Origin of the sequence: Tabrizicola sp. (genome assembly GCF_051645465.1) — a bacterium.
In the GTDB taxonomy this organism is placed as follows: domain Bacteria; phylum Pseudomonadota; class Alphaproteobacteria; order Rhodobacterales; family Rhodobacteraceae; genus Tabrizicola.
Window position 1 is genome coordinate 1 of record NZ_JBOFBI010000091.1, and the last position, 22,461, is coordinate 22,461.

Genomic DNA, 22,461 nt, shown 5'->3' on the forward strand with positions numbered 1-22,461 from the left:
GGGCCTGCTCATGGTCATTCGCGCCCTTTAACCAAAAAAGCTGGCAAGACTGCGGCAGCACAAGGGGAATGTCGTTTTCTGACGCCAAAGGTCGGGTGGACTTGCCCGGTTTGGCACCCGTCTGGCAGATAGGGGCAAATACACGTCCGGGAGTCCCAGAATGAAAACCCATGTCAAAGCCCTTGTCGTCGGTGGCGGCGCGGTGGGGACCGGGATCGCCTATCATCTGGCCAAGGCCGGGTGGGACACGATGCTGGTCGAGCGGGACGAGCTTACCTCGGGCTCGACCTGGCACGCGGCGGGGCTTCTGCCACTTTTCAACATGTCCTATGCCACGACCCATATCCACAAGTACTCGGTCGATTTCTACAAGGGTCTGCAGGCCGAAACCGGGCTCGATGCGGGCTTCTATGTCGTCGGCAACCTCCGGATGGCGCAACACCAGCAACGGATGGATGAGTATATGCTCTACTCCTCCGTGGCCGAAACCGCCGGGGTCTACCACGAATTTCTGACCCCGAAAGAGATCAAGGACCGCTGGCCGCTCGTGCGCACCGAAGACCTGATCGGCGCGCTTTACCACCCCCAGGACGGCTACATTAACCCCGCCGACGTGACCCAGGCCATGGCCAAGGGCGCCCGCCAGCACGGGGCCACGTTCGAGCGGAAAGTCCAGGTCGACGGCTACCGCTGGACCGGCTCGGAGTGGATCGTCTCCTGCACCCGCATGGTCGAACAGGGCGGCAACCTCGTCCCCTCGGACGACAAGTTCGACATCCACGCCGAACACGTCGTCACCGCCACCGGCAACCATGCCCAGCGCACCGCGCGCCTCCTCGGCATCAAGACCCCCGCCGTCGTGGTGGAACACCAGTACATTGTCACCGAACCGGACCCCGCCCTCGTCGAATGGCGCAAGTCCAACCCCCAGCACCCCGTCCTCCGCGATGCCGACGCCAAATGGTACGTCCGCGAAGAACGCGGCGGCTGGATCCTCGGCCCCTACGAAAAGGGCGCCCCCGCCCGGTTCGAGTACGGCGTCCCCGAAAGCTTCCGCGCCGACCTCTTCCCGCTGGACCTCGAACGGATCGAACAGGAATACATGTCCTTCATCCACCGCCTGCCGTCCTCGGAAACCGTGGGCCTCAAGGACGATTTCAACGGCCCGATCTGCTACACCCCCGACGGCAACCCCCTCGTCGGCCCCGCGCCGGGCCTCCGCAACATGTGGCTGGCCGAGGGCTTTTCGTTCGGCATCACCGCTGCAGGCGGCACCGGTCATTACCTCGCCCAGCTGATGACCGAAGGCGAGGCCGAGATCGACATGGCCAGCCTCGACCCCAAGCGCTTCGGCGGCTGGATGACGACCGAATACGCCTCCCGCAAGAACGAGGAATGCTATGACCACGTCTTCATCCTGCACCACCCGGACGAAGAGCGTGAAGCCTGCCGCCCCCTCCGCACCGCCCCCGCCTATGACCGGCAGAAGGACCTGGGCGCGCAGATGGGCCAGGTGAACGGCTGGGAACGCCCGAACTACTACGGCCCGAAGGATGCACCCGCATCGTTCGACCACGACAGCCGCAGCTTCCGCCGGGGTGCCTGGTGGCCGCATGCCAAGGCCGAGGCCGAAGCCGTGCGCTCGACCGTCGGCATCATCGACGCGTCGGCCTTCACCAAGCACCTCGTGCGTGGCCCCGGCGCGACTGTCTTCCTTGACCATTTCACCTGCAACAAGCTGCCGAACGTGGGCCGGATCAACCTGACCTATGCGCTTACCGACCACGGCACGACCCGCACCGAATACACCATCGTCCGGCTGAAAGAACACGAATACTACCTGATCTCGGCAGGCGCATGGACGGCCTACGACTATGATTTCCTGCAGAAATCCGCCGACGACTGGATGGCGCAAGGCAAAGGCCACATCGACATCCACGACATCACCACCCAGTGGGGCGTCTACGCCCTTGCAGGCCCGAACGCCCGCGCGCTCCTTAAAGACATCGTCAAGGACCGCGACCCGGAAACCGTCCTCGGGAACAAACGCTTCCCCTGGCTCAGCTACCGAGACATCGAGCTTGGCATGTGCCCCGTCCGCGCCGTCCGCGTGGCTTATACGGGTGAGCTTGGCTGGGAACTCCACTACCCAATCGAATTCGGCCGTTACCTATGGGACCTGATCTGGTCTGTCGGCGAAAAGCACGGCCTGAAGCCCGTCGGTGCCCGCGCCCAGAACTGGCTGCGGCAGGAAAAGTCCTACCGCGCCTTCGGCAACGAGCTTGGCCGCGACGCGACCCCCTTGGAGGCCGCACTGGACCGCTTCGTCGACCTCACGAAAGACTTCCGCGGCAAACAGAAGATGCTCGACACCGGCATCCGCTCGAAATGCGTGACGCTTCTCATCGACGGCCCTGCGGATGCCGATCCCTGGGGCAAGGAAGCGCTCCTCCTCAACGGCGAAAAGATCGGGCGCCTGACTTCAGGCGGCTACTCGGTCGCTTTCGGCAAGCAGATCGGCATGGGCTACGTCCGCCCCGATCTGGCTGAGGTCGGAACCAGGCTGAAGGTCAAGATCCAGCTGAAGGAATGGGATGCGGTCGTGACCGAAGACAGCCCCTTCGACCCGTCGAACGCCCGCATCCGGGTGGACGGGTAATAAATGACCTGCCCGTGCTGGCAGTTCCGCGCTGCTGTGCCCGAAACCTGAGCATACATGGCCACGCTTGTCGCCCGACAGCCCCAGCTAACGGTTCAGCGGGTTTCGCGGTCGTTCGAGGCTGCTGGCTAAACCAAGATCGGCACGGTGGGCACGCGCCGCAATGTGGTTCTAAAACCCTGTGGTCGAGGTTGGACGGTTAAGGCGGGCCGACCGCCGTTTCCCACACCCGGTTCGCCAATTCGGTCGATACTTCCTCATCGAAGTACCGGTACATGACAAAGCCCAAAGGCGAACGCCCGGTGTTGTTCTTTATCGCCACGACAATATCGCGATCCTGCGCCAGCATCAGGTACTGCCCTCCCCAACCCTGCGCAAGGACCATGCGATCTGCATCGTCGATCCACCACAAATAGCCGTAACCGTAGCCTTGGGGCGTCTCGGAATGGGCCGTCAGCATATCGGTGATCCAGGCGGACGGCACAATCTGCTTCCCCTCCCACAACCCGCCGTTCTTCACCAGCTGACCAAGCCGGGCCAGGTCGCGATTGCTCAGATATATCCGCCAGGTCTCATAGTCCGAATCCCCATCTTTCGCATAGGTCACATGCTCGGGCAGAAAATCCTCAAGACCGATCTCCGATCCGATCCACTGGTCCAATGCCTCGCCGATGGAAAGTTCTGTACTCTGCTCGAAAATCTCCCCCAGGACGTTGAAATCCCAGTTGTTGTAATAGAAATTCTCACCCGGCGCATGGGCACCCCGCGCGGGACGCATATTCCGCATCTCTTCCGTCTCTGCGCCCGATGGCAGATAGACGCCGGATCGCGCCATAAGCAGGTCACGCACCGTAGCGGTCTTTTCCGCAGCCGTCAGCGGCGTCTTCGCCTCGTCAACACCCAGATCGCCGAGCGTTGCGTCAAGATCGACAAAGCCCTTGTCCACCGCGATGCCGAACAGCGTCGCGATGATGCTCTTGCGGACCGAGGCGACGTTCGAGATCAGCGCATTGTCGCCGTAGGACGCGACGACCCGTCCATCCCGCAGAACCATCACCGCATCGACCGGGGTCCCCGCCACTGCTTTCTCAAGCGCAGCCATCACTTCATCGTCTTGCAAAATGGGCATCGGCGTCGCAGTCGGCGCAACACCGCTCCGCACGAACGGCTGCAAGGCCCATATGACGGCCACGGCCGCGGCAAGCACTGGGATCAGCACAATCCAGACGACGCGGCGTGACAGCATTGCGGCACCCCTTCCAATCGTCCCGATATAAGCCCACGGTTGCAGCGCACAAGGGATCGACTCAACGAACGCGTACGTCAGGGTCGGACAGGTGCTAGGCGGCCAGATGGTCTACACTCTCGGGTAGCCAACCAGGCCTCTCCCCCACGGTCACCAGCCGTGACAGCTGGTCAAGTCGCCCGATCCCCCAGGGGCTGACCGCGCCCAGCTTGTCGGGCGTCGCAAGCACCACCACCTCCGCCGCCGCCGCGATCATCACCCGCTTCAATGCCGCCTCCTCGGCATCGCCGGTGGTAAGTCCGGCCTCCGGGTGAACCCCTGTGACCCCCAGAAGGCAAAGATCGGCGCGAAGCCCGGCATAGCCCGCAACCGTTGCGGCCCCCATTGCGACCATGGAATGCCGGAAAAGCCGCCCGCCGAAGAGGACCACCTCGATCCCCTCATGCCCCTCAAACGCGGCTGCGACGCCGGGGCTGTGGGTCACGACTTTGCAGGCCAGATCGCTTGGCAGGACTGCGACCAACGCCAGATGCGTCGTGCCGCCGTCGATGATCACCACCTGCCCCGGCTGGATCAACCCTGCCGCCGCCCGCGCAAGCCGCGCCTTGGCCTCCGCCTCCGTCCCCATCCGGCGGACCAACGGCAGATGCGTCGGCGACGAAGGCAGCGCCCCGCCATGTACCCTCAGAAGCCGCCCGTCTGCCGCCAGATCCCGGAGGTCGCGGCGGATCGTGTCTTCTGACACCGCAAGCTCGGCCGCAAGGTCCGAGGCGACAAGCCGGCCCTCGGCAGCCAGCCGGTCCAGCAGCAGCGCCTTGCGTTGAGAGGTCAGCATCGGTCCGTCCGCTGTTGCACGATATTACATGACATTGCGCGAATCGATACGATGTGCAATCGAAAGTCCGGCATCTATCGAACGAAAACCGCAAATGACCGCATCCATGATGATCCTGATCGCCGGCCCCTACCGCTCTGGCACCGGCGACGATTCGGCCAAGATGGCCGCAAACCTCGCCCGGCTTGAAGCCGCCGCCTTCCCGATCTTCCAGAAAGGCCATGTGCCGATGATCGGCGAATGGGCCGCCCTTCCCGTCCTTCGTGGCGCAGGAGGCGGCGCACCCGGCAGCGCAGTCTATGACGCAGTCATGTACCCGGCTGCCCACCGGCTCCTGGCAAAGTGCGACGGCGTCCTGCGGCTTCCCGGCCCCTCCACTGGCGCCGACAAGGATGTCGAGATCGCGCGCGCCCGGGGCATTCCGGTCTGGACCGCGTTGGAGGACATTCCAAGCGCGGTTTGACGCCGCCCAGCCAAAGCCTGACTTGAAGCGGTCGCATCCCGCCTCCATCTTCTATCTGTCGGGGGCGGTGGCATGACGCGAGGCGAGCGCAGGTTTCAACGGCAGTTTGACATGCTTGGTCGGCTCATCCCGCCGCTCAAGGGACCGATGTCGACCCTGCGCCGCAACAGCTGGTTCCCGGTCCGCTTTCCGATAGCACTTCTCCTGATCTGCGGCGGGCTTCTGTCTTTCCTTCCGGTCCTGGGCATCTGGATGTTGCCCCTTGGACTTCTCCTCCTGGCGGTGGACCTTCCGATCCTGCGCGGGCCAATCTCGGTTTTCATCATTCGCAGCCGCCGTATCGGAAGACGCTGGTTGCGCCGCTGGCGGAACCGCAACACCCGCGTGTGATTGCACCCGCCCCCGGGGCTGTCTTGAGGTCGATGCAATCCGACTGCATCGTTGCTGATGCTGGTGTAACCGCCAACATCGCCCGAGCGTACGATAAGGCTGCCAACGATGAACGATCACGCCGCAGGCCACACGCATCGTCCCCAGATCAACCGTCATTACACGGGGATCACAGCCGAGTTCGCGCAGGAATGTCATGACCACGCAATGACAGGCGCCATTGGTTACCTGATGCGCGCTGCCGCCAAGGACGAAACACGGTCGTTGCGCCTCTGGCAAGGGGGCTTAGCTACCGCAGCGGCTTACGGCGTCTGGCTTGACCGAGACATGGGCGAGATTGCGTATCTCCTGCGGGAACGCGGGCGGGCAGTCGCGACGATCGGTGAGCTGATGCAACCCGGCGACCGCGAAGTCGAATTTGGCATGGACGGGGTCGAGCCGTTCTTTCTGAAGCAGGGGCTGCTCAAGGATTCGCCCGTGCAGGTCGGTGACCATATTGACGCAGTGTATTGCGCCGCGATCACCCGCGATGATCAGACGATGCAGCGTCTTCTCGCCCTCGACGTGGACCGGTTGGTGACGTCAGGCGTGACAACTGCAGGCTATATGCACCAGCTTGGGGAAGCACAGCGCGCGACGCTGCTGCAACATCGTCTGGCGCCCATATTGACACTTGCGGCGCTGCGGGCAACCGACCCCAGCCAAGCGAACCAGAGTTTTGATCATCATGCGGCGATGATTGCTTCCCCCGCGGCAGAGCTGCTCGCACGGCTTGCAGCCAACCGTGCAGAGGACTTCGAAACCTCGCTATACACGGCATTGGATGCGCATCGGCAGTATTATTCGTTCGATGTATATGGTCGGCAATTCGATCCATCGGGATTTCTGTGCCTGCCAGCCCTGGCCGCCGCCGCAATCGCTCATGACCGCGGTTGGTCGTTCAACGTTGTGTCCGACTACATGCCTGCCGATCTGGTCAAGTCCGCCAAACCAAAGCGGCCCGGTCCGTGCTGAAGCACTCACATCCCCACTCCACGTCTCTTGGAAAAGGGGGGGCCTCCTCCTTCTGGTCGCCGATCTGCCGTTCCTGTGAGAGCCGATCTCAGTCCTCCTCATCCGCGCCCGCCTGTTGTTCAGGCGCTGGCGGAACTGGCGTCGGAGGAGCGGATTGAACGACATGTCTTATCAATGTCGCAATCCTGTGGCATCGCAAGATGATTAGGGACAATCCGAAATGACACGGCGCGAGCGCAGGTTTCAGCGGCAGTTCCAGGCGCTGGAACGCCTGATCCCGCAGCTTCGCGGGCCGCTTTCGCGTCTGCGCCGGAACAGCTGGTTCGCGATCCGCTTTCCCCTCGCGCTCCTGCTCACCGCCGGCGGGCTCTTTTGGTTCCTGCCGCTCCTCGGTATCTGGATGCTTCCCGCCGGTCTCCTCCTTCTCGCGATCGACCTGCCGCGCCTGCGCGGGCCGATCTCGGTCGTGGTCATCCGCAGCCGCCGCACCGGTCAGCGCTGGCTTCGGCGCTGGCGCGACTGGCGGCGAAGCCGGGCCTGACCGCTAATCCTCGGCAGAAAGCTCCTGCTCCAGAAACCGCTCGAAGGCGTCAAGGTCCAGCGGGTCCAGCTGCCCGAACCCCCGCATCCAGACCGACGCCGCCCGCATCCCGTCGGGTTCCAGCTTGCACCAGATCACCCGGCCCCGGCGCTCCCGGCTGATCAGCCCTGCCTCGGCCAGCACCGCCAGATGCTTCGAGATCGCCGCCAGGCTCATCGCGAAGGGCTCGGCCACATCGGTCACCGCCATGTCGTCTTCCAGAAGCATGCCCAGGATCGCCCGGCGCGTCGGGTCGGCAAGGGCGGCAAAGACGGTATCCAGACGGTCGGCCATCGCGGGACTATCCCTTGCGGCCCGGAAATCGTCAACCGCCGGGTTGAATATGAAATGGCCGGCCGCAACACCCTCCAGGCGCTAAAGCACAACTCAAAACTCAACGTTTTCAGTGCATTGCGCCCGCCTCTCCCTGCTTGACTCTCGACCCCCCGCTCCGTAGGTTCCGCCCGACTGTGAAGGACCTTGCCAATGGCGTCCGAACCCGATCCCGACCGGCTGCGCAACCTTGAAGCGCGGCTTGCAAAGGCAAAGGGAGCACCGGAGCCGGAGAGGACCAACACGGTGAAGGGTTTCTCGCAGGGCGAGGTGGCCTGGAGGATGGTGATCGAGCTGGTGACGGGGATGCTCCTCGGTGTCGGCATCGGTTACGGGCTGGATGTGCTGTTTGGCACGCTCCCCATCTTCCTGATCATCTTCTCGCTCTTCGGCTTTGCCGCGGGCATCAAGACGATGCTTGGCTCGGCAAGGCAGCTGAACAAGGACGCGGCGGATCGGTCTGCAAAGGACGCCGCCGCAAAGGACGAAGGGGGCTGACCAATGGCGACGACGGGCGAGGAGCATACGGGCGGGCTACAGATCCATCCGATGGATCAGTTCCTGATCAAGCCGCTCTTCGGCGACGGCCCAATCCAGTGGTACACGCCCACCAACGTGACCCTGTGGATGGGCATCGCCATCCTCTGCGTCGTCGCACTTCTGGTCCTTTCCACCCGCCGCCGCGCCATCGTCCCCTCGCGCGGGCAGTCGGTGGCCGAGCTTTTCTACGGCTTCATCCACAAGATGGTCGAGGACGTCGCGGGCCATGAGGGGCTGAAGTTCTTCCCCTATATCATGACGCTTTTCATGTTCGTGTTCCTGTCGAACATGCTGGGCCTTATCCCGATGTCCTTCACCACCACCTCGCACATCGCGGTCACCGCGACACTTGCGCTGATGGTGTTCCTGACCGTCACCCTCGTCGGCTTCTACCGCAAGGGCATCGGGTTCCTCTCGATGTTCTGGGTTTCCTCAGCGCCACTGGCCCTGCGCCCGATCCTTGCGGTGATCGAGCTCATCTCCTACTTCGTGCGGCCCCTCAGCCACTCCATCCGTCTTGGCGGCAACCTGATGGCCGGCCACGCCGTGATCAAGGTCTTCGCCGGGTTCGCAAGCGTCATGGGCGTGGCTTCGGTCGTGCCCGTCCTCGCCATCATGGCCATCTACGGGCTCGAGGTTCTCGTGGCCTCGGTCCAGGCCTACGTCTTCACCATTCTGACCTGCGTCTACCTTCGGGACGCGGTGGGCGACGCCCATCACTAAAGGTCTGAACCAAACTCAAGCCAATTCCAAAAAGGAGCTACCAAATGGAAGGCGATATCGCAGAAATGGGCAAGTTCATCGGTGCAGGTCTTGCAACGATGGGTCTCGGCGGCGCTGGCATCGGCGTGGGCCACATTGCCGGCAACTTCCTCGCGGGCGCGCTGCGCAACCCGTCGGCTGCCCCTGGCCAGATGGCCAACCTCTTCGTCGGCATCGCCTTCGCAGAAGCTCTCGGGATCTTCTCGTTCCTGATCGCTCTTCTGCTGATGTTCGCCGTCTGATCTTTCGAACCTGACTTCCGGGCCGGGCGCGGATGCCTGGCCCTGGTTCCAAAGGTTTAGGAGAGACGACATGGCAACCGAGGCAACTGGCGAGGCCGAAGCGGCTGTGGGCATGCCCCAGCTCGACTTCTCGACCTGGCCGAACCAGATCTTCTGGCTTCTGGTCACGCTGGTCGTGATCTATTTCGTGCTGTCCCGCATTGCGCTGCCGCGCATCGGCGCGGTGCTGGCGGATCGGAAAAGCACGATAACGAACGACCTGGCGGCGGCAGAAGAGCTGAAGCAAAAGGCCGTCGCAGCCGAGAAGGCCTATGCAGACGCGCTGGCGAATGCCCGGACCGAGGCCGCAAAGATCGTCGCTGCCGCGAAAGCCGAGATCCAGAAAGACCTCGACATCGCCACGGCGAAAGCCGATGCCGAGATCGCGGCCAAGGCGGCGGAATCTGAGAAGACCATCGCTGTTATCCGTGACGGCGCTGCCGCTGCGGTCGCCGAAGTGGCCCGCGACGTTGCCCAGGATGTGGTGGCAGTGCTTGGCGGGTCGGCAGACGCGAAAGCGGTGCAAGCCGCTGTCACCGCTCGGCTGAAAGGGTAAGGCGATGAAAAGGCTCTCTATCCTTCTGACCCTGGTCGCCACGCCTGCGCTGGCAGCGTCCGGTCCCTTCTTCTCGCTCGCGAATACCAACTTCGTCGTGCTTCTGGGCTTCATCGCCTTCGTGGCGCTTCTCGTCTACCTCAAGGTGCCCGGCAAGCTGACCGGCATGCTCGACGCCCGCGCGGCCTCGATCAAGGCCGAGCTCGACGAAGCGCGCGCTTTGCGCGACGAGGCGAAGTCGATCCTTGCCACCTATGAGCGCCGCCAGAAGGAAGTGCAGGAGCAGGCCGACCGTATCGTCAGCACCGCGAGGGACGAGGCGCTGGCTGCGGCCGAACAGGCCAAGGCCGACCTCAAGACCTCGATCGCCCGTCGCTTGACTGCCGCAACCGAACAGATCGCCTCGGCCGAAGCCAACGCGATACGTCAGGTCCGCGAACAGGCGGTGTCGGTCGCAGTAGCGGCTGCGGGCGACGTGCTTGCCAAGCAGATGACCGCAGACGCGGCCGCTGCCTCGATCGACGAGGCAATTGCCCAGGTCGAAGCGCGCCTGCACTAAGCGGGTTGTACAACACTGAGGAACCGGCGGCCCGCAAGAGCCGCCGGTTTTGCTTTTGCGCGACCAAATTTCTTAAGTAAGAAATTTGACAAAATCCTTGCTTAAGGATTTTGGCGCCAAGCCTCGAAGGTCGCGCTGGAAGGCAGCCCAAACCCCGTCAGATCGACCGGCTCGCCCAGGCGTAGAAGTTAAGAAACCCCTACCGTCTAAAGATAACCCATTGATCTTTTTGCCATAAAAAATCTGAGCACTGTGCCCATCTCAGATCGCGGCCTTCCGCATCTCTTCCAGATAAATCTCCCGAAGCCGCGTCGCGACCCGCCCCGGCTTACCCGAGCCGATCGCCTTTCCGTCGATCTCGACGACCGGCATCACGAAGATCGAGGCCGCCGTCGAGAACGCCTCATCCGCCCCCTGCGCCTCAGCCGGAGTGAAGGCCCGCTCCTCCACCTCATACTGCGCCTCGGCCGCAAACCGCAGGACCGCAGCCCGGGTGATCCCATGCAGGATGTCGTTCCCAAGGGCCCGCGTGATGATCCGGTTCCCCTTCACGATATAGGCGTTGTTCGACGTCCCCTCGGTCACCGCCCCGTCTTCGTCAGTGAACCAGCTGTCATCCACCCCCGCCTTCTTCGCGGCCATCTTGCCCATCGAGGGGTACAGAAGCTGAACCGTCTTGATATCCACCCGGCTCCACCGCAAGTCAGGAATCGTGATGACCTTGAACCCGGTCTTCGCCGCGGGCGCGTCCGCGAGGTTCGGGATGTTCTGGGTGAAGGCCACCACTGTCCCCGGCAGGCTCGGATCGGGGAAGAGGAAGCTCCGGTCCCCCGGATTGCCCCGCGTGACCTGCAGGTAGATCATCCCCTGGTCGATCCCGTTTCTCGCCACCAGCTCCCGATTCATCCCCAGAAGCTCGGCTTCCGAAATCGGGCAGGTCATCTCCAGCTCCTTGAGCGACCGGTCCAGCCGCCTCACATGACCGTCAAAGTCGATGAGCTTGCCGTCCAGAACCGAGGTCACCTCATAGACCCCATCCGCCATCAGGAACCCCCGATCGAAGATCGAGACCTTGGCCTCAGCCTCGGGCAGGTAGTCGCCGTTCACATAGACAGTGCGGGTCATTTGTCTCATCCCCAAAGCTTGGCATCGGACGGGTGGACCCCTTCGGCGTCGTACCAGAGGGGATGCGGGCGGTCTTCGGACAGAAGGAGGGGGCCGTCAAGGTCTGTCCATTCGGCACCTTGGGCGAGGAGCACAGCAGGCGCCATGGCAAGCGACGATCCAACCATGCAGCCGACCATCACCTTGAAGCCCATCGCGCGGGCCAGATCGCGGGTCAGAAGCCCTTCGGTCAGCCCGCCGGTCTTGTCGAGCTTCAGGTTCACGACGTCGTACTTGCCCTTGAGGCCCGCAAGGGATGCACGGTCGAAACAGCTTTCATCGGCGCAGACCGGCACCGGCCGGGCGATCTCGGCCAGCATGTCGTCCTGCCCTGCCGGGAGGGGTTGTTCGACCAGTTCCACCCCAAGCCGCAGAAGGTGCGGGGCGAGGTCAGAGTAGATTTCCGGGCTCCAGCCCTCGTTGGCGTCGACGATGATCCTCGACCGGGGCGCGCCAGCCCGCACGGCCTCAAGCCGGGGCATATCATCAGGCGTGCCAAGTTTGATCTTCAGGATCGGGCGAAAGGCATTCGCGGCGGCGGCAGTTCGCATGTCTTCGGGCGGCGCGAGCGAGAGGGTGAAGGCCGTGTCGATGGACGTCGGTCGTGGAAGACCCGCAATCGTCCAGATCCTCTCGCCCGCGAGCTTGGCCTCCAGGTCCCAAAGCGCGCAGTCGACTGCGTTGCGGCCGGCACCGGGGGGAAGCGCTGATTGCAGGGCTGCGCGGGTGATGTCGTCCGGCAGGCCTTCGATCTGGGCGCGAACGCTTTCCAGCTTCTCGCCATAGCGGGCATAGGGCACGCATTCGCCCTGGCCGGTGCGGCGGTCGCGGGTGATGCGAACGGTCAGGACGCGGGCTTCGGTCTTGGAGCCCCGGCTGATCGTGAAGGTCTGGGCCAGGCGGAATCGGTCTTCGGTGACAGTGATCATGTGTTGCCCTTGAAGCTCGGAGCCCTTCTTCGTCGGGTCTGGCAGGGCGTGCAAGCGAGGAAAGCCGCGGGCTTGGACGAGCGGCGGATATGCTGCGGATGCGAAATGCGCTTGTGACCGATCGCGTAAGAATATATCGCCATTGGCGCAACGAACGAAACTTGATTACCGAAAGCCTGACCGATGAGCTTCCGCCTGCAACCCCCCGCCCCTGCCCGCCCGAACCGCTGCCAGCTTTTCGGCCCTGGCTCGCGCCCCGAGCTTTTCGCCAAGATGGCGGCGAGCGCGGCGGATGTGATCAACCTGGACCTGGAGGATTCCGTTGCTCCGGCGGACAAACCTCAGGCGCGGGCGAATATCATCAAGGCTATCGGTGAGATTGACTGGGGCAAGAAGACACTCAGTGTTCGGATCAACGGGCTCGATACGCCCTTCTGGTATCGCGATGTGGTGGACCTTCTGGAGCAGGCGGGCGAGCGGCTGGATCAGATCATGATCCCGAAGGTCGGCTGCGCCGCAGATGTCTACGCGGTCGATGCGCTGGTGACCGCCTGCGAGGCAGCGGCCGGGCGGAAGAAGCGGATCGGCCTGGAGGTCATCATCGAGACGGCGGCGGGGATTGCACATGTCGAGGAAATAGCTTCCTCTTCCAATAGGTTACAGGCGATGTCCCTCGGCGCAGCGGATTTCGCGGCGAGCATGGGGATGCAGACGACCGGGATCGGGGGGACGCAGGAGAATTATTACATGCACCGGGACGGGGCGAAGTACTGGTCCGACCCCTGGCACTGGGCGCAGGCGGCCATTGTGGCGGCTTGCCGGACGCATGGGGTGCTGCCGGTGGACGGGCCGTTTGGTGACTTCTCGGACGAGGAAGGCTTCCGGGCGCAGGCGCGGCGGTCGGCGACATTGGGGATGGTCGGAAAATGGGCGATCCATCCGAAGCAGGTGGCGCTGGCGAACGAGGTCTTTACCCCGTCCGAAGCGGCTGTGGCCGAAGCGCGGGAAATCCTCGCTGCGATGGAGGCGGCGAAGGCGGCAGGCCAGGGGGCTGCGGTCTACAAGGGGCGGCTGGTCGACATTGCCAGCATGCGCCAGGCCGAGGTGATTGTTCGCCAAGCCGAGATAATCGCGGGCTGACTTCGGTGCGAGGCTATCTGGCCCTGGTCAGGGCGAAGATGCCTGACCCCACCACAAGCGCCGCGCCAAGCCAGGTGGCCAGATCCGGGCGTTCGCCGAAGAGCACGATTGCCAGAATCATCGCGAAGACGAGGCGGGTGTAGCGGAACGGGGTGACGGCCGAGACGTCTCCGGTCCGCATCGCGAAGGTCAGGGCGTGGTAGCCCAGAGTTGCGAAGACGGCGCCCCCCGCGAGTTGGGCAAGGCCAACGGCATCGGGAACAACCGCTCCGCCAGTTATGGTGAGAAGGACGGCCCCGGCAGCGGCCAGCATGGCGAACCCGAGCGCGCCAAGCTGTCGGTTTGAAAGGCTTTTTGGGGCGGCCCGAGTGGCTAGGTCGCGTCCAGCAAAGCCAAGAAGGCCCACGACGGCAAGGAGCGACAGGACCGAGAAATCGGCCCCGGGGCGCAGGATGATCAGCACTCCGGCAAAGCCGATGATCACGGCCAACCAGCGTTGCCAGCCTACCTTTTCGCCGAAGACCAGCGCGGCGCCTGCGACGACGACAAGGGGGGTCGCCTGCAGGATCGCCGAGGTGGTCGACAGCGCGGTAAGGGTGATCGAGAGGCCGTAGAAAAGGCGGCCCGTCACCTCGAAGGCCGAGCGGATCAGCATGGGGCGCGAGAGGAAGGCGGAGGGCAGGAGTGCCTCCCCCTTGCGCCATGCCATTGTTGCGAAAGCGAGTACTCCTAGGAGGCCGATGGTCAGCAGGACCTGGCCAAGCGGGAGGGTCTTTGCGGCGGCCTTCACGAAGACGTCCTCGACGGCGAAGCCTGCCATGGAGGCGGTCATGAAGAGAGCGCCGCGCTGGTTTTCGGTCAGACTCACCTGTTTGGCGCCCAAGGCGTCCGGCAGGAAGACGTGGGGTTGCTTCGGTTGTTGCGCATGGGAGGACCTCCGGCGGGCAACCTGACGATGGTGCGGGGGAATGGCAAGCGGGGCAGGGTTTATGAAAGGTGAACGAGGTCTTTTTCGGGGGGTGCGCAACGGGGGGCGTGCAGGCGCGGAACCCCCTTAAGACGCTGGGTTAACTCTTGCACTTTTCGAACAGGTTAACGGTCTGGTTTCCGTCTATTTTTCATCTTGTTTCCGTCTAGACGCGCGCCGAGATGGCGGGGCATTAACCATGGGCGGCGAATCGAACGAAGATCGAAGCGGCGCTTTGGCGGTGGGGGCGGTGCACCGTGAATGCGCACTCTACCGGGCGTCAGCCGACCACGGTCAGCCCGGCCTTGCGCTGGCGGTGGTCTTCGGCGGTGTCGAAGAGGCTTTCCAGGAAGTAGGCCGACAGCTCGGCCCGCCCCGAAAGCCCCGACTTGCGGTAGATCGACTGGGCTTGCTGGCGGATCGTCGCTTCGGACGTGTCGCGGGCCAGTGCGATCTCCTTGAGCGAGGCCCCCTTCAGCATGAGGCCCGCGATGTCGATTTCGGCGGGAGTAAGCTGCCAGGCCTTGAACTGCGTTTCGATCGCCTTGCCTAGCGCCTCGATCTCGGACCGCCGAGCTTCACGCCAGTCATCGCCCCTGGCCACCGCCCGCGCAAGGTTGTTCGACAGTGCTTCCTGCGTTTCGCCCAGGTCGTGGACCTTCTGCATTGTCCAGGCCACCGCCACCATGGCACCTACCAGAACCAGGCTGTCGGCCAGATCAAGCGCGACTTCGGTCGGATCGAAGATCCCGCCTTCGCGGACCAGATCAAAGAGGGTCAACCCGATGACGATCAGGCTGACCAAAGAGAGAAGCAGGATCAGGCGCGACTTCTGCATGACGGCCTCCACAATGGCCGGTCGATCATGCGCCCGGCATCGGCACGAGGCAATCCGTCGGATGCGATAGGCCGACCGATCCGGCATCAGGCGGATTCCCGACGGACGGCGACAGGATCAACGTCCAGGCCCGAAACCCTCAACCGAAAGGAAACAGCATGCGGGCGATGATCGGACTTACGACGGCAAGTGCACTTGTATGGCTGCCGCTGGCGGCCTTTGCGGCCGACCCAGTTTTGCCGGACTTTGCGGCAGCCAAGTTCGGCACCGGTGCAACCAACCCCTATGTCTCGCTGGAGCCAGGCCACAGTCAGGCGATGTCGGGCCGCACTGAAGACGGGCTCGTCGAGAGGGACGTCATCACCGTAATGGGGCCGGGGCCGGTGATCATGGGTGTCCAGACGGTAACGGTGCAGGACGATGCCTTTGCCGACAATCGGCTGGTCGAGCGGACCCTCGACTATTTCGCGACCGATGCGGATGGCAACCTTTGGTACTTCGGCGAGGACGTGACGAACTATCGCTATGATGCCGCAGGCAAGCAGACCGGCACCGACGCGCAGTCAAGCTGGCGCGCCGGGGTGGATGGCGCGATGCCGGGCATTTCGGTGCCAGCGAGCCCAGTAGTTGGAGAGGTGCGGTTTCAGGAATATGCGCCCGCCAACAAGGCCACGGACTACGCCGAAGTGATCGCCGTCGATGCCGTGGTGACCGTCGCAGGGCGGGAGTTCCGCGACGTGCTGCAGCTTTTCGAGTCGAGCACATCCGAGCCCGACCTGCGCGAGTTCAAGTATTTTGCCAAGGGCAGCGGTCTGATCCGGGCTGAGGAGGACTTGTCCGAGGCCCTTGATGCGCCTGAGATGACCTTGGACCTGCTGCCCTGACGGGACGACGCGCCCTCTGCCGGTCTTGAAGGCAGAGGGCACGGTCGGTGGTGGGTCAGTTGATCAAACCGGCGTGCCGCATCGCGTCTCTGATCCGGGCCTTGGTCGGGTCGGTCAGGCCGACGAGCGGCAGGCGGACCTCTTCCGAGCAGAGGCCCAGAAGCGACAGGCCATACTTGGCGCCGACAAGGCCAGGTTCGATGAAGATTGCCTCGTGGAGCGGCATCAGGCGGTCCTGATACTCCAGCGCCTTGGCGTAGTCGCCTGCGAGTGTCGCCTCCTGGAATTCGGAGCAGAGGCGCGGGGCGACGTTGGCGGTGACCGAAATGCAGCCCGTGCCGCCGTGGGCGTTGAAGCCAAGGGCGGTCGCATCTTCGCCCGAAAGCTGGATGAATTCCTTGCCGCAGGTGGCGCGCTGTTGGCTGACGCGTTCGATCTTGCCGGTCGCGTCCTTGACGCCGATGATCCGGGGAAGCTTGGCGAGCGTGCCCATGGTGTCCGGCATCATGTCGACAACCGACCGGCCGGGGATGTTGTAGATGATGATCGGCAGCTGGCAGCAGTCATGAAGCGCGGTGTAGTGGGCGACGAGGCCGGCTTGCGTGGGCTTGTTATAGTAGGGCGTCACGACCAGCGCTGCGGTGGCGCCGACCTTTTCGGCGTGGCGCATGAGGCTGATGCCTTCGACGGTGTTGTTCGAGCCTGCTCCCGCGATCACCGGGACGCGGCCGGCGGCGGCGGCCACGACGTCTTCGATCACCCGCTGGTGTTCGGCGTGGCTGAGGGTCGGGCTTTCGCCGGTCGTGCCGACGGGGACGATCCCGTGGCTGCCCTCGGCGATGTGCCAGTCGACCAATTTCTTCAGCGCCACCAGATCCAGCTCGCCGTTCTTGAACGGCGTCACCAGGGCAGGAAGGGACCCTCTGATCATGACGCTTCTCCTTATCCCGGGCGGAATTGCCCATGTGCAAACGCGCTTCTCTTAGCGGCTGGGCCGGGCAAAGCCAAGTCTTGCCCAGCTAACGCAGTCGTGGGTTGTGGGCGGCGCGCGGCTCGGGCAGATTCCGCGCCATGACAGGCAAGAAACTCCTACTCCTCGCTTTCCTGCTGGCCATGTCGCTGCAGGCGGCGCCTTTGCAGGCCGATACGACGCAGGCGATGCGCACGGCGCTGGAGCTTTCGGCGGGAGGCGACTTTGATGGCGCGCTGGCGGTGGCGCCTTCGGGCGTCGGGCGCGATGTGATCGAGTGGCAGCGCCTGCGGGCGGGCGAGGGGCGGTTGGGCGAGTATGAGGCGTTCCTTGAGCGTCGTCCGGACTGGCCGGGGTTGGCGTTGCTGCGCGAGAAGGGTGAAGAGGCGGTGGCGCGGTCGGACGACCCGGCCCGCGTGATCGCCTGGTTCAAGGGCGGGTTGCCCGAGACGGGTGAAGGGGCGCTCGCCTATGTCCGGGCGCTCATTGCCGAGGGCCGGGCGGCAGAGGCCGAGACCGAGGCGATGCGGGCCTGGGCGGAGTTGCCTTTCTCGGCTGAGGAAGAGAAGGCGATGATCGAGCTTCTGCCCGAGGCCGTGGGCTTTGTGCACGAGCTGCGGCTGGACACGCTGCTCTGGGATGGCCGGACCAAGGAGGCCGAGCGGATGCTGGGCCGGGTCGATGAAGGCAAGCGCGCGCTGGCGCGGGCCCGGATCGCCTTGCAGACCCAGGGCAAGGGGGTGACCGGGCTGATCGAGGCTGTGCCGAAGGCCGAGGCCGGGGATCCGGGTCTGGCCTATGACCGCTTCATCTGGCGGATGAAGAAGGACCTTTACGACGAGGCGGCGGAGCTGATCATCGAGCGGTCGAAGTCGGCCGAGACGCTGGGACGCCCCGAAGCCTGGGCCGAGCGCCGGGCGATCCTGGCGCGGTACCTGATGCGGAATGGCCGCGAGTCGGAAGCCTATCAGGTGGCGGCTGGCCACTATCTGCGCGAAGGGCAGGATTTCATCGACCTCGAGTTCCTTGCGGGTTTCATCGCGCTGCGAAAGGTAGGCGACGCCGGAACGGCCCTGAAGCATTTCGAGCACCTTCTGACCGGGGTTAAGACCCCCATCAGCCTGGCCCGCGCGAACTACTGGATCGGTCGGGCGAAAGAGGCAGCGGGGCAGGACGGGACGGCGAGCTACAAGACGGCAGCGGCACATCAGACGGCGTTCTACGGGCTGATGGCGGCAGAACGGCTGGGCCTGACGCTTGACGCAGGCCTTCTGGCCAAGCCCGCGACGCCCGATTGGCGGGCGGCCGGGTTTACCCAATCCTCGGTTCTGGCAGCGACAGAGCTGCTTCTGAAGGCAGGCGACCTGACACTCGCGAAGCGGTTCCTGCTGCACCTCGCCGAAAGCCAGGACGAGACCGGCCTGGCGCAGATGGCCGACATGACGCTGGACTGGAATGAGCCGCATCTGGCCCTTCTTATCGCGAAGGCCGCGGCAGAACGCGGGCTGATCCTGCCGCATGCCTATTACCCGGTGCCCGAATTCGTGCCCGATGGTCTTGAGGTGAGCCGGGCCCTGGCCCTTTCGATCACCCGACGCGAAAGCGAGTTCGATCCGGCAGCGCGGTCGTCAGCCGATGCGCGGGGGCTGATGCAGCTCCTGCCAGGCACGGCGAAGCAGATGGCAAAGAAGCTGGGCAAGACGTTCGATGCGGGCAAGCTGACCTCGGATCCCGCCTATAACGTTGCGATGGGGGCGGCATATCTGTCCGAGATGGCCGAGGAGTTCGGCCCCTCGATCGCCCTTATCGCCTCGGGCTACAATGCCGGGCCGGGGCGGCCGAGGCGCTGGATCAACGAGTTCGGCGACCCAAGGCTGCAGGACGTGGATATCGTCGACTGGGTCGAGACGATCCCCTTTGCCGAAACCCGGACCTATGTGATGCGGGTCGCTGAAGGCGTGGTGATCTACCGCGCGAAGCTGAAGGGCGCGGTCGGGCCGGTCAGGATCAGCGACGAACTCAAGGGCTGAAGCGGGCCGACACGCTATTTCGTGGCATCCGGAACGACGACGATCAATGAGTTGAGGCTGAAGTCCTCTTCTGACGAACAGGTGATCCGGACCAGCTGGATCGGGGCGGCTTCGATCAGTGCGGACAGTTGCAGCGGATCGGAGACCGAGCACTCCTGAACGGCAAATGCCCTGTCCAAAAGCAGATCGCGGGCCGAGGTCACGTGCAAGGGCCGCTCGTAGTCCCCAACGGCCTCGGCAAGCCTGTTGATCGAGGCGGTCATGCCGGACAACAGAGTTTCGGTTGCCAGAGCATAACTCCCATCGGTCGCCGAGTATGATACCGACAGCGCATCGGCGCCAAGCTTCGCATCCGGCACTGCATCGGCATCTGCACGTGGAAAGGCGGCGGCGGCAGGAACGGCGTCATATTCGGCCAGGATATCGAACGGATTGACCGCATCTTGCCGCGGGCTGACCACGACCTTGCTTCTTTCGCTGTCGGTACCGTCATCGACCAGGCCGCGGTTCATGGTGTAGACCGGCCACAGCGTCTCGGCGCCGGTCGCAAGCTCCACCGCGACAAGCATCGTTTCGCTGCGGTCCATATAGTAGGACCCCAGGTTGTCCAGCGCGCTGCGAAGCAGGAAGATGTGGCTGGGGCTGACACCGAACAACTCGTCGTGCACATCGATAACATCAGGCGGCGTGGCTGTAGCCGGCAGGGCCGATGCGAGGACCAACGACGCCAAACCCAGCCTTGGTCTTGTGAAGATCATCGCGGCGTTCTCCCCCGAAGTTCTCTAATGGACGGTTCCGGCATGTCGCCCTTACGACGCGGCTCAGAGGTTAGTCGGCGCCAACTTCTTCCCGCAAGTCAGGATGACCGTTTGCCGCCCGTGCTGCATTTGGCCATCAAATCGCGCGCTGCCGCCGACAGGTCGGGCGCCGTCGCGCGCCCAGCGCATCAGTCCTTGCGACGCATCTCGAGCTGGGCCAAACGGACCTGGCGCAGCGCCTCGACCAGAAGTGCGGTCAGCAGGCCGAAGCTGAGGAGGCCGTTCACCGCGGCCATCACCGAAAGGATGCGCCAGTCCTGCGGGGCGACCAGATCGCCGAGGCCAAGCGTCGTGAAGGCCACCAGCGAGAAGTAGACCGAGGCCTCGAGTGTATGGAATGCGCCAACGCCGAACAGCGCGAAGGCCCAGATCCAGACCCCGGCGGTAATCACGGCGAGGACCCAAAGGCAGACGCAGACCAGCATCAGAAGAAGCTTTGGTCGTTGCGGCGGCGCAACCAGCCAGGGATGCGCCCGGCGGAAGGCGTCTTCCAGAAGGAACGCCGCCAGCGCCATGATCATGACATTGGTCAGAAGCAAACCGGTTCCAAGCGCAATCTGGGTGAACATCGCAACCCTTCTGGACTAAGCCTGCATCAGACCTTATCTCACGGCGATCATGGTTGCCAAATCCGATCCCAACTCCAAGCTCATCGCCGAAAACCGGCGGGCGCGCTTCGATTATCACATCGAGGCCGATCTTGAGGCTGGGATCATGCTTTTGGGGTCCGAAGTCAAAAGCCTGCGCCAGGGCGGGTCGAACATCGCGGAAAGCTATGCCTCGGTCGAAGGCGGCGAGCTTTGGCTGATCAACGGCTATATCGCGCCCTATCTGCAGGCCAAGACCTTCGGCCATGAGGAACGCCGCCGCCGCAAGCTTCTGGTATCACGGAAGGAACTCAGCCGGTTGTGGAGCGCGGTTGGCCGCGAGGGCATGACCATCGTGCCGATGAAGATGTACTTCAACGACCGCGGGATCGTGAAACTGAAGCTTGGGATCGCCAAGGGCAAGAAGCTCACCGACAAGCGCGAAACCAGTGCCAAGCGCGACTGGGACCGCCAGAAGGCGCGGATCATGAAACAGAACAGCCAGGGCTGATTCGTACAATATTCAGACATTTGTTGCTGGATTCGCCTATATCTGGCACTCTTCTGCGTACCGGGCAGAAAGCCCGGGGAAAAGTCCGGGCAAACCCGGTCGGGAACCGGCGCAGAGGGAAAGGTAGTCGTTATGGGTATGGAACTGATCATCCAGATCATCGCAGGCCTTGTCGGCGGCAACGCTGCGGGCGCGGGGTTGAAGAACCTGAGCCTGGGCACGGCAGGCAATTCGGTTGCAGGAGCAGTGGGCGGCGGTCTTGGCGGGGTGCTTATGGGCATGCTCGGCGGCGCGGCGCCAGATGCAGCGGCGGCGGCCTCGGGCCTTGATATCAGCACGATCATTCAATCCGTCGCCGGTGGCGGGGTTGGTGGTGCCGTGCTGACCGCGATCCTTGGCATGGTGAAGAAGGCCTTGGTCAAGTAACAACCTGAATGACGACGGACGCGGCGGCGACAGTCCCCGCGTCCGGCCACCCCGCGCTTGCGTCATGCGCCGGGCCACGGATATACCCCCCCGGTGACCGCCGGGAGAGCCGCCATGACGCCTTCGCCTCAGGATGATCCGAAAACGCTGGTCTCGACCGACTGGCTGGCCAGGCACCTGCGTGATCCCGACCTCCGCGTGCTGGATGCAAGCTGGTATCTGCCCGGCAGCGGGCGGGACGCGAAGGCTGAATACGAGGCCGCCCATATCCCCGGGGCGCGGTTCTTCGACATCGACGAGATCGCCGATCTGCGGTCGGCCCTGCCGCATATGGCCCCGCCGCCCGAAAAGTTCATCAGCCGGATGCGCGCGATGGGCGTGGGGGATGGCCATCAGGTGGTGGTCTATGACGGGACCGGAATCTTCAGCGCGGCGCGGGTCTGGTGGACGTTCCGGTTGATGGGCAAGACCGATGTCGCGGTGCTGGACGGTGGCTTCCCGAAATGGCGCGCCGAGGGACGCGAGATCGAGGATATGGCCCCGGTGATCCGGGACAGGCATATGACCGTCTCGCGTCAGAACCAGTTGGTGAAGGATGTGACGCAGGTCGCCCATGCCGCAAAGCTTGGGGAGGCGGAGATCCTGGATGCCCGCTCTGCCCCCCGCTTCCGGGGTGAGGTGCCGGAGCCGCGGCCGGGCCTGCGCTCGGGCCATATTCCGGGGTCGAAGAACATCCCGTTTGCCGATCTGCTGACTGCGGATGGCACGATGAAGCCCGTCCCCGCCCTGAAAGCGGTGTTCGAGGCGGCCGGAGTGGACCTCAAGAAACCCGCGATCACCACCTGCGGCTCGGGCGTGACGGCGGCGATCCTGAGCCTCGCGCTGGAGCGGATCGGCCATCGCCAGCACGCGCTTTATGATGGCTCCTGGGCCGAGTGGGGCATGTACGATGACTTGCGGGTTGCAACGGGGGCGTGAC

The 22,461-nt window shown here is 64.0% G+C and carries 26 protein-coding genes; 16 read left to right on the top strand and 10 right to left on the bottom strand.

Annotated elements, in window-relative coordinates; all coding sequences use genetic code 11:
- Positions 1-160 precede the first annotated feature (160 nt).
- Positions 161-2,659 (top strand): GcvT family protein, encoded by a 2,499-nt coding sequence (locus tag ACRCSW_RS05940; protein ID WP_438703412.1) that lies wholly within the window; start codon positions 161-163, stop codon positions 2,657-2,659.
- Between the two features lie 199 nt (positions 2,660-2,858).
- Here the strand turns inward: ACRCSW_RS05940 and ACRCSW_RS05945 are convergent, their stop codons facing one another.
- The gene (locus ACRCSW_RS05945; protein ID WP_438703414.1) at positions 2,859-3,905 is read right to left on the bottom strand and encodes a serine hydrolase domain-containing protein; all 1,047 of its coding nucleotides are present in this window, start codon (positions 3,903-3,905) and stop codon (positions 2,859-2,861) included.
- 94 nt (positions 3,906-3,999) lie between these two features.
- On the bottom strand, positions 4,000-4,740 hold the full coding sequence (locus tag ACRCSW_RS05950; RefSeq protein ID WP_438703416.1) for a DeoR/GlpR family DNA-binding transcription regulator: 741 nt from the start codon (positions 4,738-4,740) through the stop codon (positions 4,000-4,002).
- 94 nt (positions 4,741-4,834) lie between these two features.
- Between ACRCSW_RS05950 and ACRCSW_RS05955 the strand changes: the two genes are divergently transcribed.
- From ACRCSW_RS05955 to ACRCSW_RS05970, 4 genes are all read left to right on the top strand, one after another.
- On the top strand, positions 4,835-5,203 hold the full coding sequence (locus tag ACRCSW_RS05955) for a hypothetical protein (protein ID WP_438703418.1): 369 nt from the start codon (positions 4,835-4,837) through the stop codon (positions 5,201-5,203).
- Between the two features lie 111 nt (positions 5,204-5,314).
- Positions 5,315-5,593, top strand: a complete 279-nt coding sequence (locus ACRCSW_RS05960) for a hypothetical protein (protein ID WP_438703419.1) — start codon at positions 5,315-5,317, stop codon at positions 5,591-5,593.
- 108 nt (positions 5,594-5,701) lie between these two features.
- Positions 5,702-6,607: an immunity 49 family protein gene (locus ACRCSW_RS05965; protein WP_438703421.1), complete on the top strand. Its 906-nt coding sequence runs from the start codon at positions 5,702-5,704 to the stop codon at positions 6,605-6,607.
- A 220-nt stretch (positions 6,608-6,827) separates the two neighbouring features.
- Positions 6,828-7,148: a hypothetical protein gene (locus ACRCSW_RS05970; RefSeq protein ID WP_438703423.1), complete on the top strand. Its 321-nt coding sequence runs from the start codon at positions 6,828-6,830 to the stop codon at positions 7,146-7,148.
- 3 nt (positions 7,149-7,151) lie between these two features.
- Here the strand turns inward: ACRCSW_RS05970 and ACRCSW_RS05975 are convergent, their stop codons facing one another.
- A complete protein-coding gene (locus ACRCSW_RS05975; protein WP_438703425.1) occupies positions 7,152-7,481 on the bottom strand; it encodes an ArsR/SmtB family transcription factor in 330 nt (109 codons plus the stop codon).
- A gap of 192 nt (positions 7,482-7,673) precedes the next feature.
- Here ACRCSW_RS05975 and ACRCSW_RS05980 point away from each other — a divergent pair, with 192 nt between their 5' ends.
- The 5 genes from ACRCSW_RS05980 (at position 7,674) to ACRCSW_RS06000 (ending at position 10,218) form a co-directional block, all read left to right on the top strand.
- On the top strand, positions 7,674-8,018 hold the full coding sequence (locus tag ACRCSW_RS05980) for an AtpZ/AtpI family protein (protein WP_438703427.1): 345 nt from the start codon (positions 7,674-7,676) through the stop codon (positions 8,016-8,018).
- A gap of 3 nt (positions 8,019-8,021) precedes the next feature.
- Positions 8,022-8,783, top strand: a complete 762-nt coding sequence (locus tag ACRCSW_RS05985; RefSeq protein WP_438703429.1) for a F0F1 ATP synthase subunit A — start codon at positions 8,022-8,024, stop codon at positions 8,781-8,783.
- Positions 8,784-8,827: 44 nt separating this feature from the next.
- Complete coding sequence (locus ACRCSW_RS05990) at positions 8,828-9,064, top strand: F0F1 ATP synthase subunit C (protein WP_125325857.1); 237 nt, start codon at positions 8,828-8,830, stop codon at positions 9,062-9,064.
- Positions 9,065-9,134: 70 nt separating this feature from the next.
- Positions 9,135-9,659 (top strand): F0F1 ATP synthase subunit B', encoded by a 525-nt coding sequence (locus tag ACRCSW_RS05995; RefSeq protein WP_438703431.1) that lies wholly within the window; start codon positions 9,135-9,137, stop codon positions 9,657-9,659.
- Positions 9,660-9,663: 4 nt separating this feature from the next.
- On the top strand, positions 9,664-10,218 hold the full coding sequence (locus ACRCSW_RS06000; RefSeq protein WP_438703433.1) for a F0F1 ATP synthase subunit B: 555 nt from the start codon (positions 9,664-9,666) through the stop codon (positions 10,216-10,218).
- 261 nt (positions 10,219-10,479) lie between these two features.
- On the opposite strand, the gene ACRCSW_RS06005 is transcribed toward ACRCSW_RS06000, so the two are convergent.
- Together ACRCSW_RS06005 and dgcA are read right to left on the bottom strand one after the other, a co-directional pair.
- Positions 10,480-11,343 (bottom strand): D-amino-acid transaminase, encoded by an 864-nt coding sequence (locus tag ACRCSW_RS06005; protein WP_438703434.1) that lies wholly within the window; start codon positions 11,341-11,343, stop codon positions 10,480-10,482.
- A gap of 5 nt (positions 11,344-11,348) precedes the next feature.
- Positions 11,349-12,311: an N-acetyl-D-Glu racemase DgcA gene (gene dgcA, locus ACRCSW_RS06010; protein ID WP_438703435.1), complete on the bottom strand. Its 963-nt coding sequence runs from the start codon at positions 12,309-12,311 to the stop codon at positions 11,349-11,351.
- A 183-nt stretch (positions 12,312-12,494) separates the two neighbouring features.
- Between dgcA and ACRCSW_RS06015 the strand changes: the two genes are divergently transcribed.
- Positions 12,495-13,451, top strand: coding sequence for an L-malyl-CoA/beta-methylmalyl-CoA lyase (locus ACRCSW_RS06015; protein WP_438703437.1), 957 nt, complete (start codon positions 12,495-12,497; stop codon positions 13,449-13,451).
- 13 nt (positions 13,452-13,464) lie between these two features.
- Here ACRCSW_RS06015 and ACRCSW_RS06020 read toward each other — a convergent pair whose 3' ends face one another.
- Together ACRCSW_RS06020 and ACRCSW_RS06025 are read right to left on the bottom strand one after the other, a co-directional pair.
- On the bottom strand, positions 13,465-14,319 hold the full coding sequence (locus ACRCSW_RS06020) for a DMT family transporter (protein ID WP_438703439.1): 855 nt from the start codon (positions 14,317-14,319) through the stop codon (positions 13,465-13,467).
- A 379-nt stretch (positions 14,320-14,698) separates the two neighbouring features.
- The gene (locus ACRCSW_RS06025) at positions 14,699-15,256 is read right to left on the bottom strand and encodes a helix-turn-helix transcriptional regulator (protein WP_438703440.1); all 558 of its coding nucleotides are present in this window, start codon (positions 15,254-15,256) and stop codon (positions 14,699-14,701) included.
- 158 nt (positions 15,257-15,414) lie between these two features.
- On the opposite strand from ACRCSW_RS06025, the gene ACRCSW_RS06030 reads away from it, so the two are divergent.
- Positions 15,415-16,140 (top strand): hypothetical protein, encoded by a 726-nt coding sequence (locus ACRCSW_RS06030; RefSeq protein WP_438703441.1) that lies wholly within the window; start codon positions 15,415-15,417, stop codon positions 16,138-16,140.
- Between the two features lie 55 nt (positions 16,141-16,195).
- Here the strand turns inward: ACRCSW_RS06030 and dapA are convergent, their stop codons facing one another.
- Positions 16,196-17,071, bottom strand: a complete 876-nt coding sequence (gene dapA / locus ACRCSW_RS06035) for a 4-hydroxy-tetrahydrodipicolinate synthase (protein ID WP_438703443.1) — start codon at positions 17,069-17,071, stop codon at positions 16,196-16,198.
- 140 nt (positions 17,072-17,211) lie between these two features.
- On the opposite strand from dapA, the gene ACRCSW_RS06040 reads away from it, so the two are divergent.
- On the top strand, positions 17,212-19,140 hold the full coding sequence (locus ACRCSW_RS06040) for a lytic transglycosylase domain-containing protein (RefSeq protein WP_438703445.1): 1,929 nt from the start codon (positions 17,212-17,214) through the stop codon (positions 19,138-19,140).
- A 14-nt stretch (positions 19,141-19,154) separates the two neighbouring features.
- Here ACRCSW_RS06040 and ACRCSW_RS06045 read toward each other — a convergent pair whose 3' ends face one another.
- A complete protein-coding gene (locus tag ACRCSW_RS06045) occupies positions 19,155-19,898 on the bottom strand; it encodes a hypothetical protein (protein WP_438703447.1) in 744 nt (247 codons plus the stop codon).
- A 188-nt stretch (positions 19,899-20,086) separates the two neighbouring features.
- On the bottom strand, positions 20,087-20,527 hold the full coding sequence (locus ACRCSW_RS06050; protein WP_438703449.1) for a potassium channel family protein: 441 nt from the start codon (positions 20,525-20,527) through the stop codon (positions 20,087-20,089).
- A gap of 49 nt (positions 20,528-20,576) precedes the next feature.
- On the opposite strand from ACRCSW_RS06050, the gene smpB reads away from it, so the two are divergent.
- From smpB to sseA, 3 genes are all read left to right on the top strand, one after another.
- Positions 20,577-21,056 carry an SsrA-binding protein SmpB gene (gene smpB / locus ACRCSW_RS06055; RefSeq protein WP_438703450.1) on the top strand — a complete coding sequence of 160 codons (480 nt, stop codon included), beginning with the start codon at positions 20,577-20,579 and terminating at the stop codon, positions 21,054-21,056.
- Positions 21,057-21,188: 132 nt separating this feature from the next.
- Complete coding sequence (locus ACRCSW_RS06060; RefSeq protein WP_438703452.1) at positions 21,189-21,482, top strand: hypothetical protein; 294 nt, start codon at positions 21,189-21,191, stop codon at positions 21,480-21,482.
- A gap of 114 nt (positions 21,483-21,596) precedes the next feature.
- Positions 21,597-22,460, top strand: a complete 864-nt coding sequence (gene sseA, locus ACRCSW_RS06065; RefSeq protein WP_438703454.1) for a 3-mercaptopyruvate sulfurtransferase — start codon at positions 21,597-21,599, stop codon at positions 22,458-22,460.
- Position 22,461 lies beyond the last annotated feature (1 nt).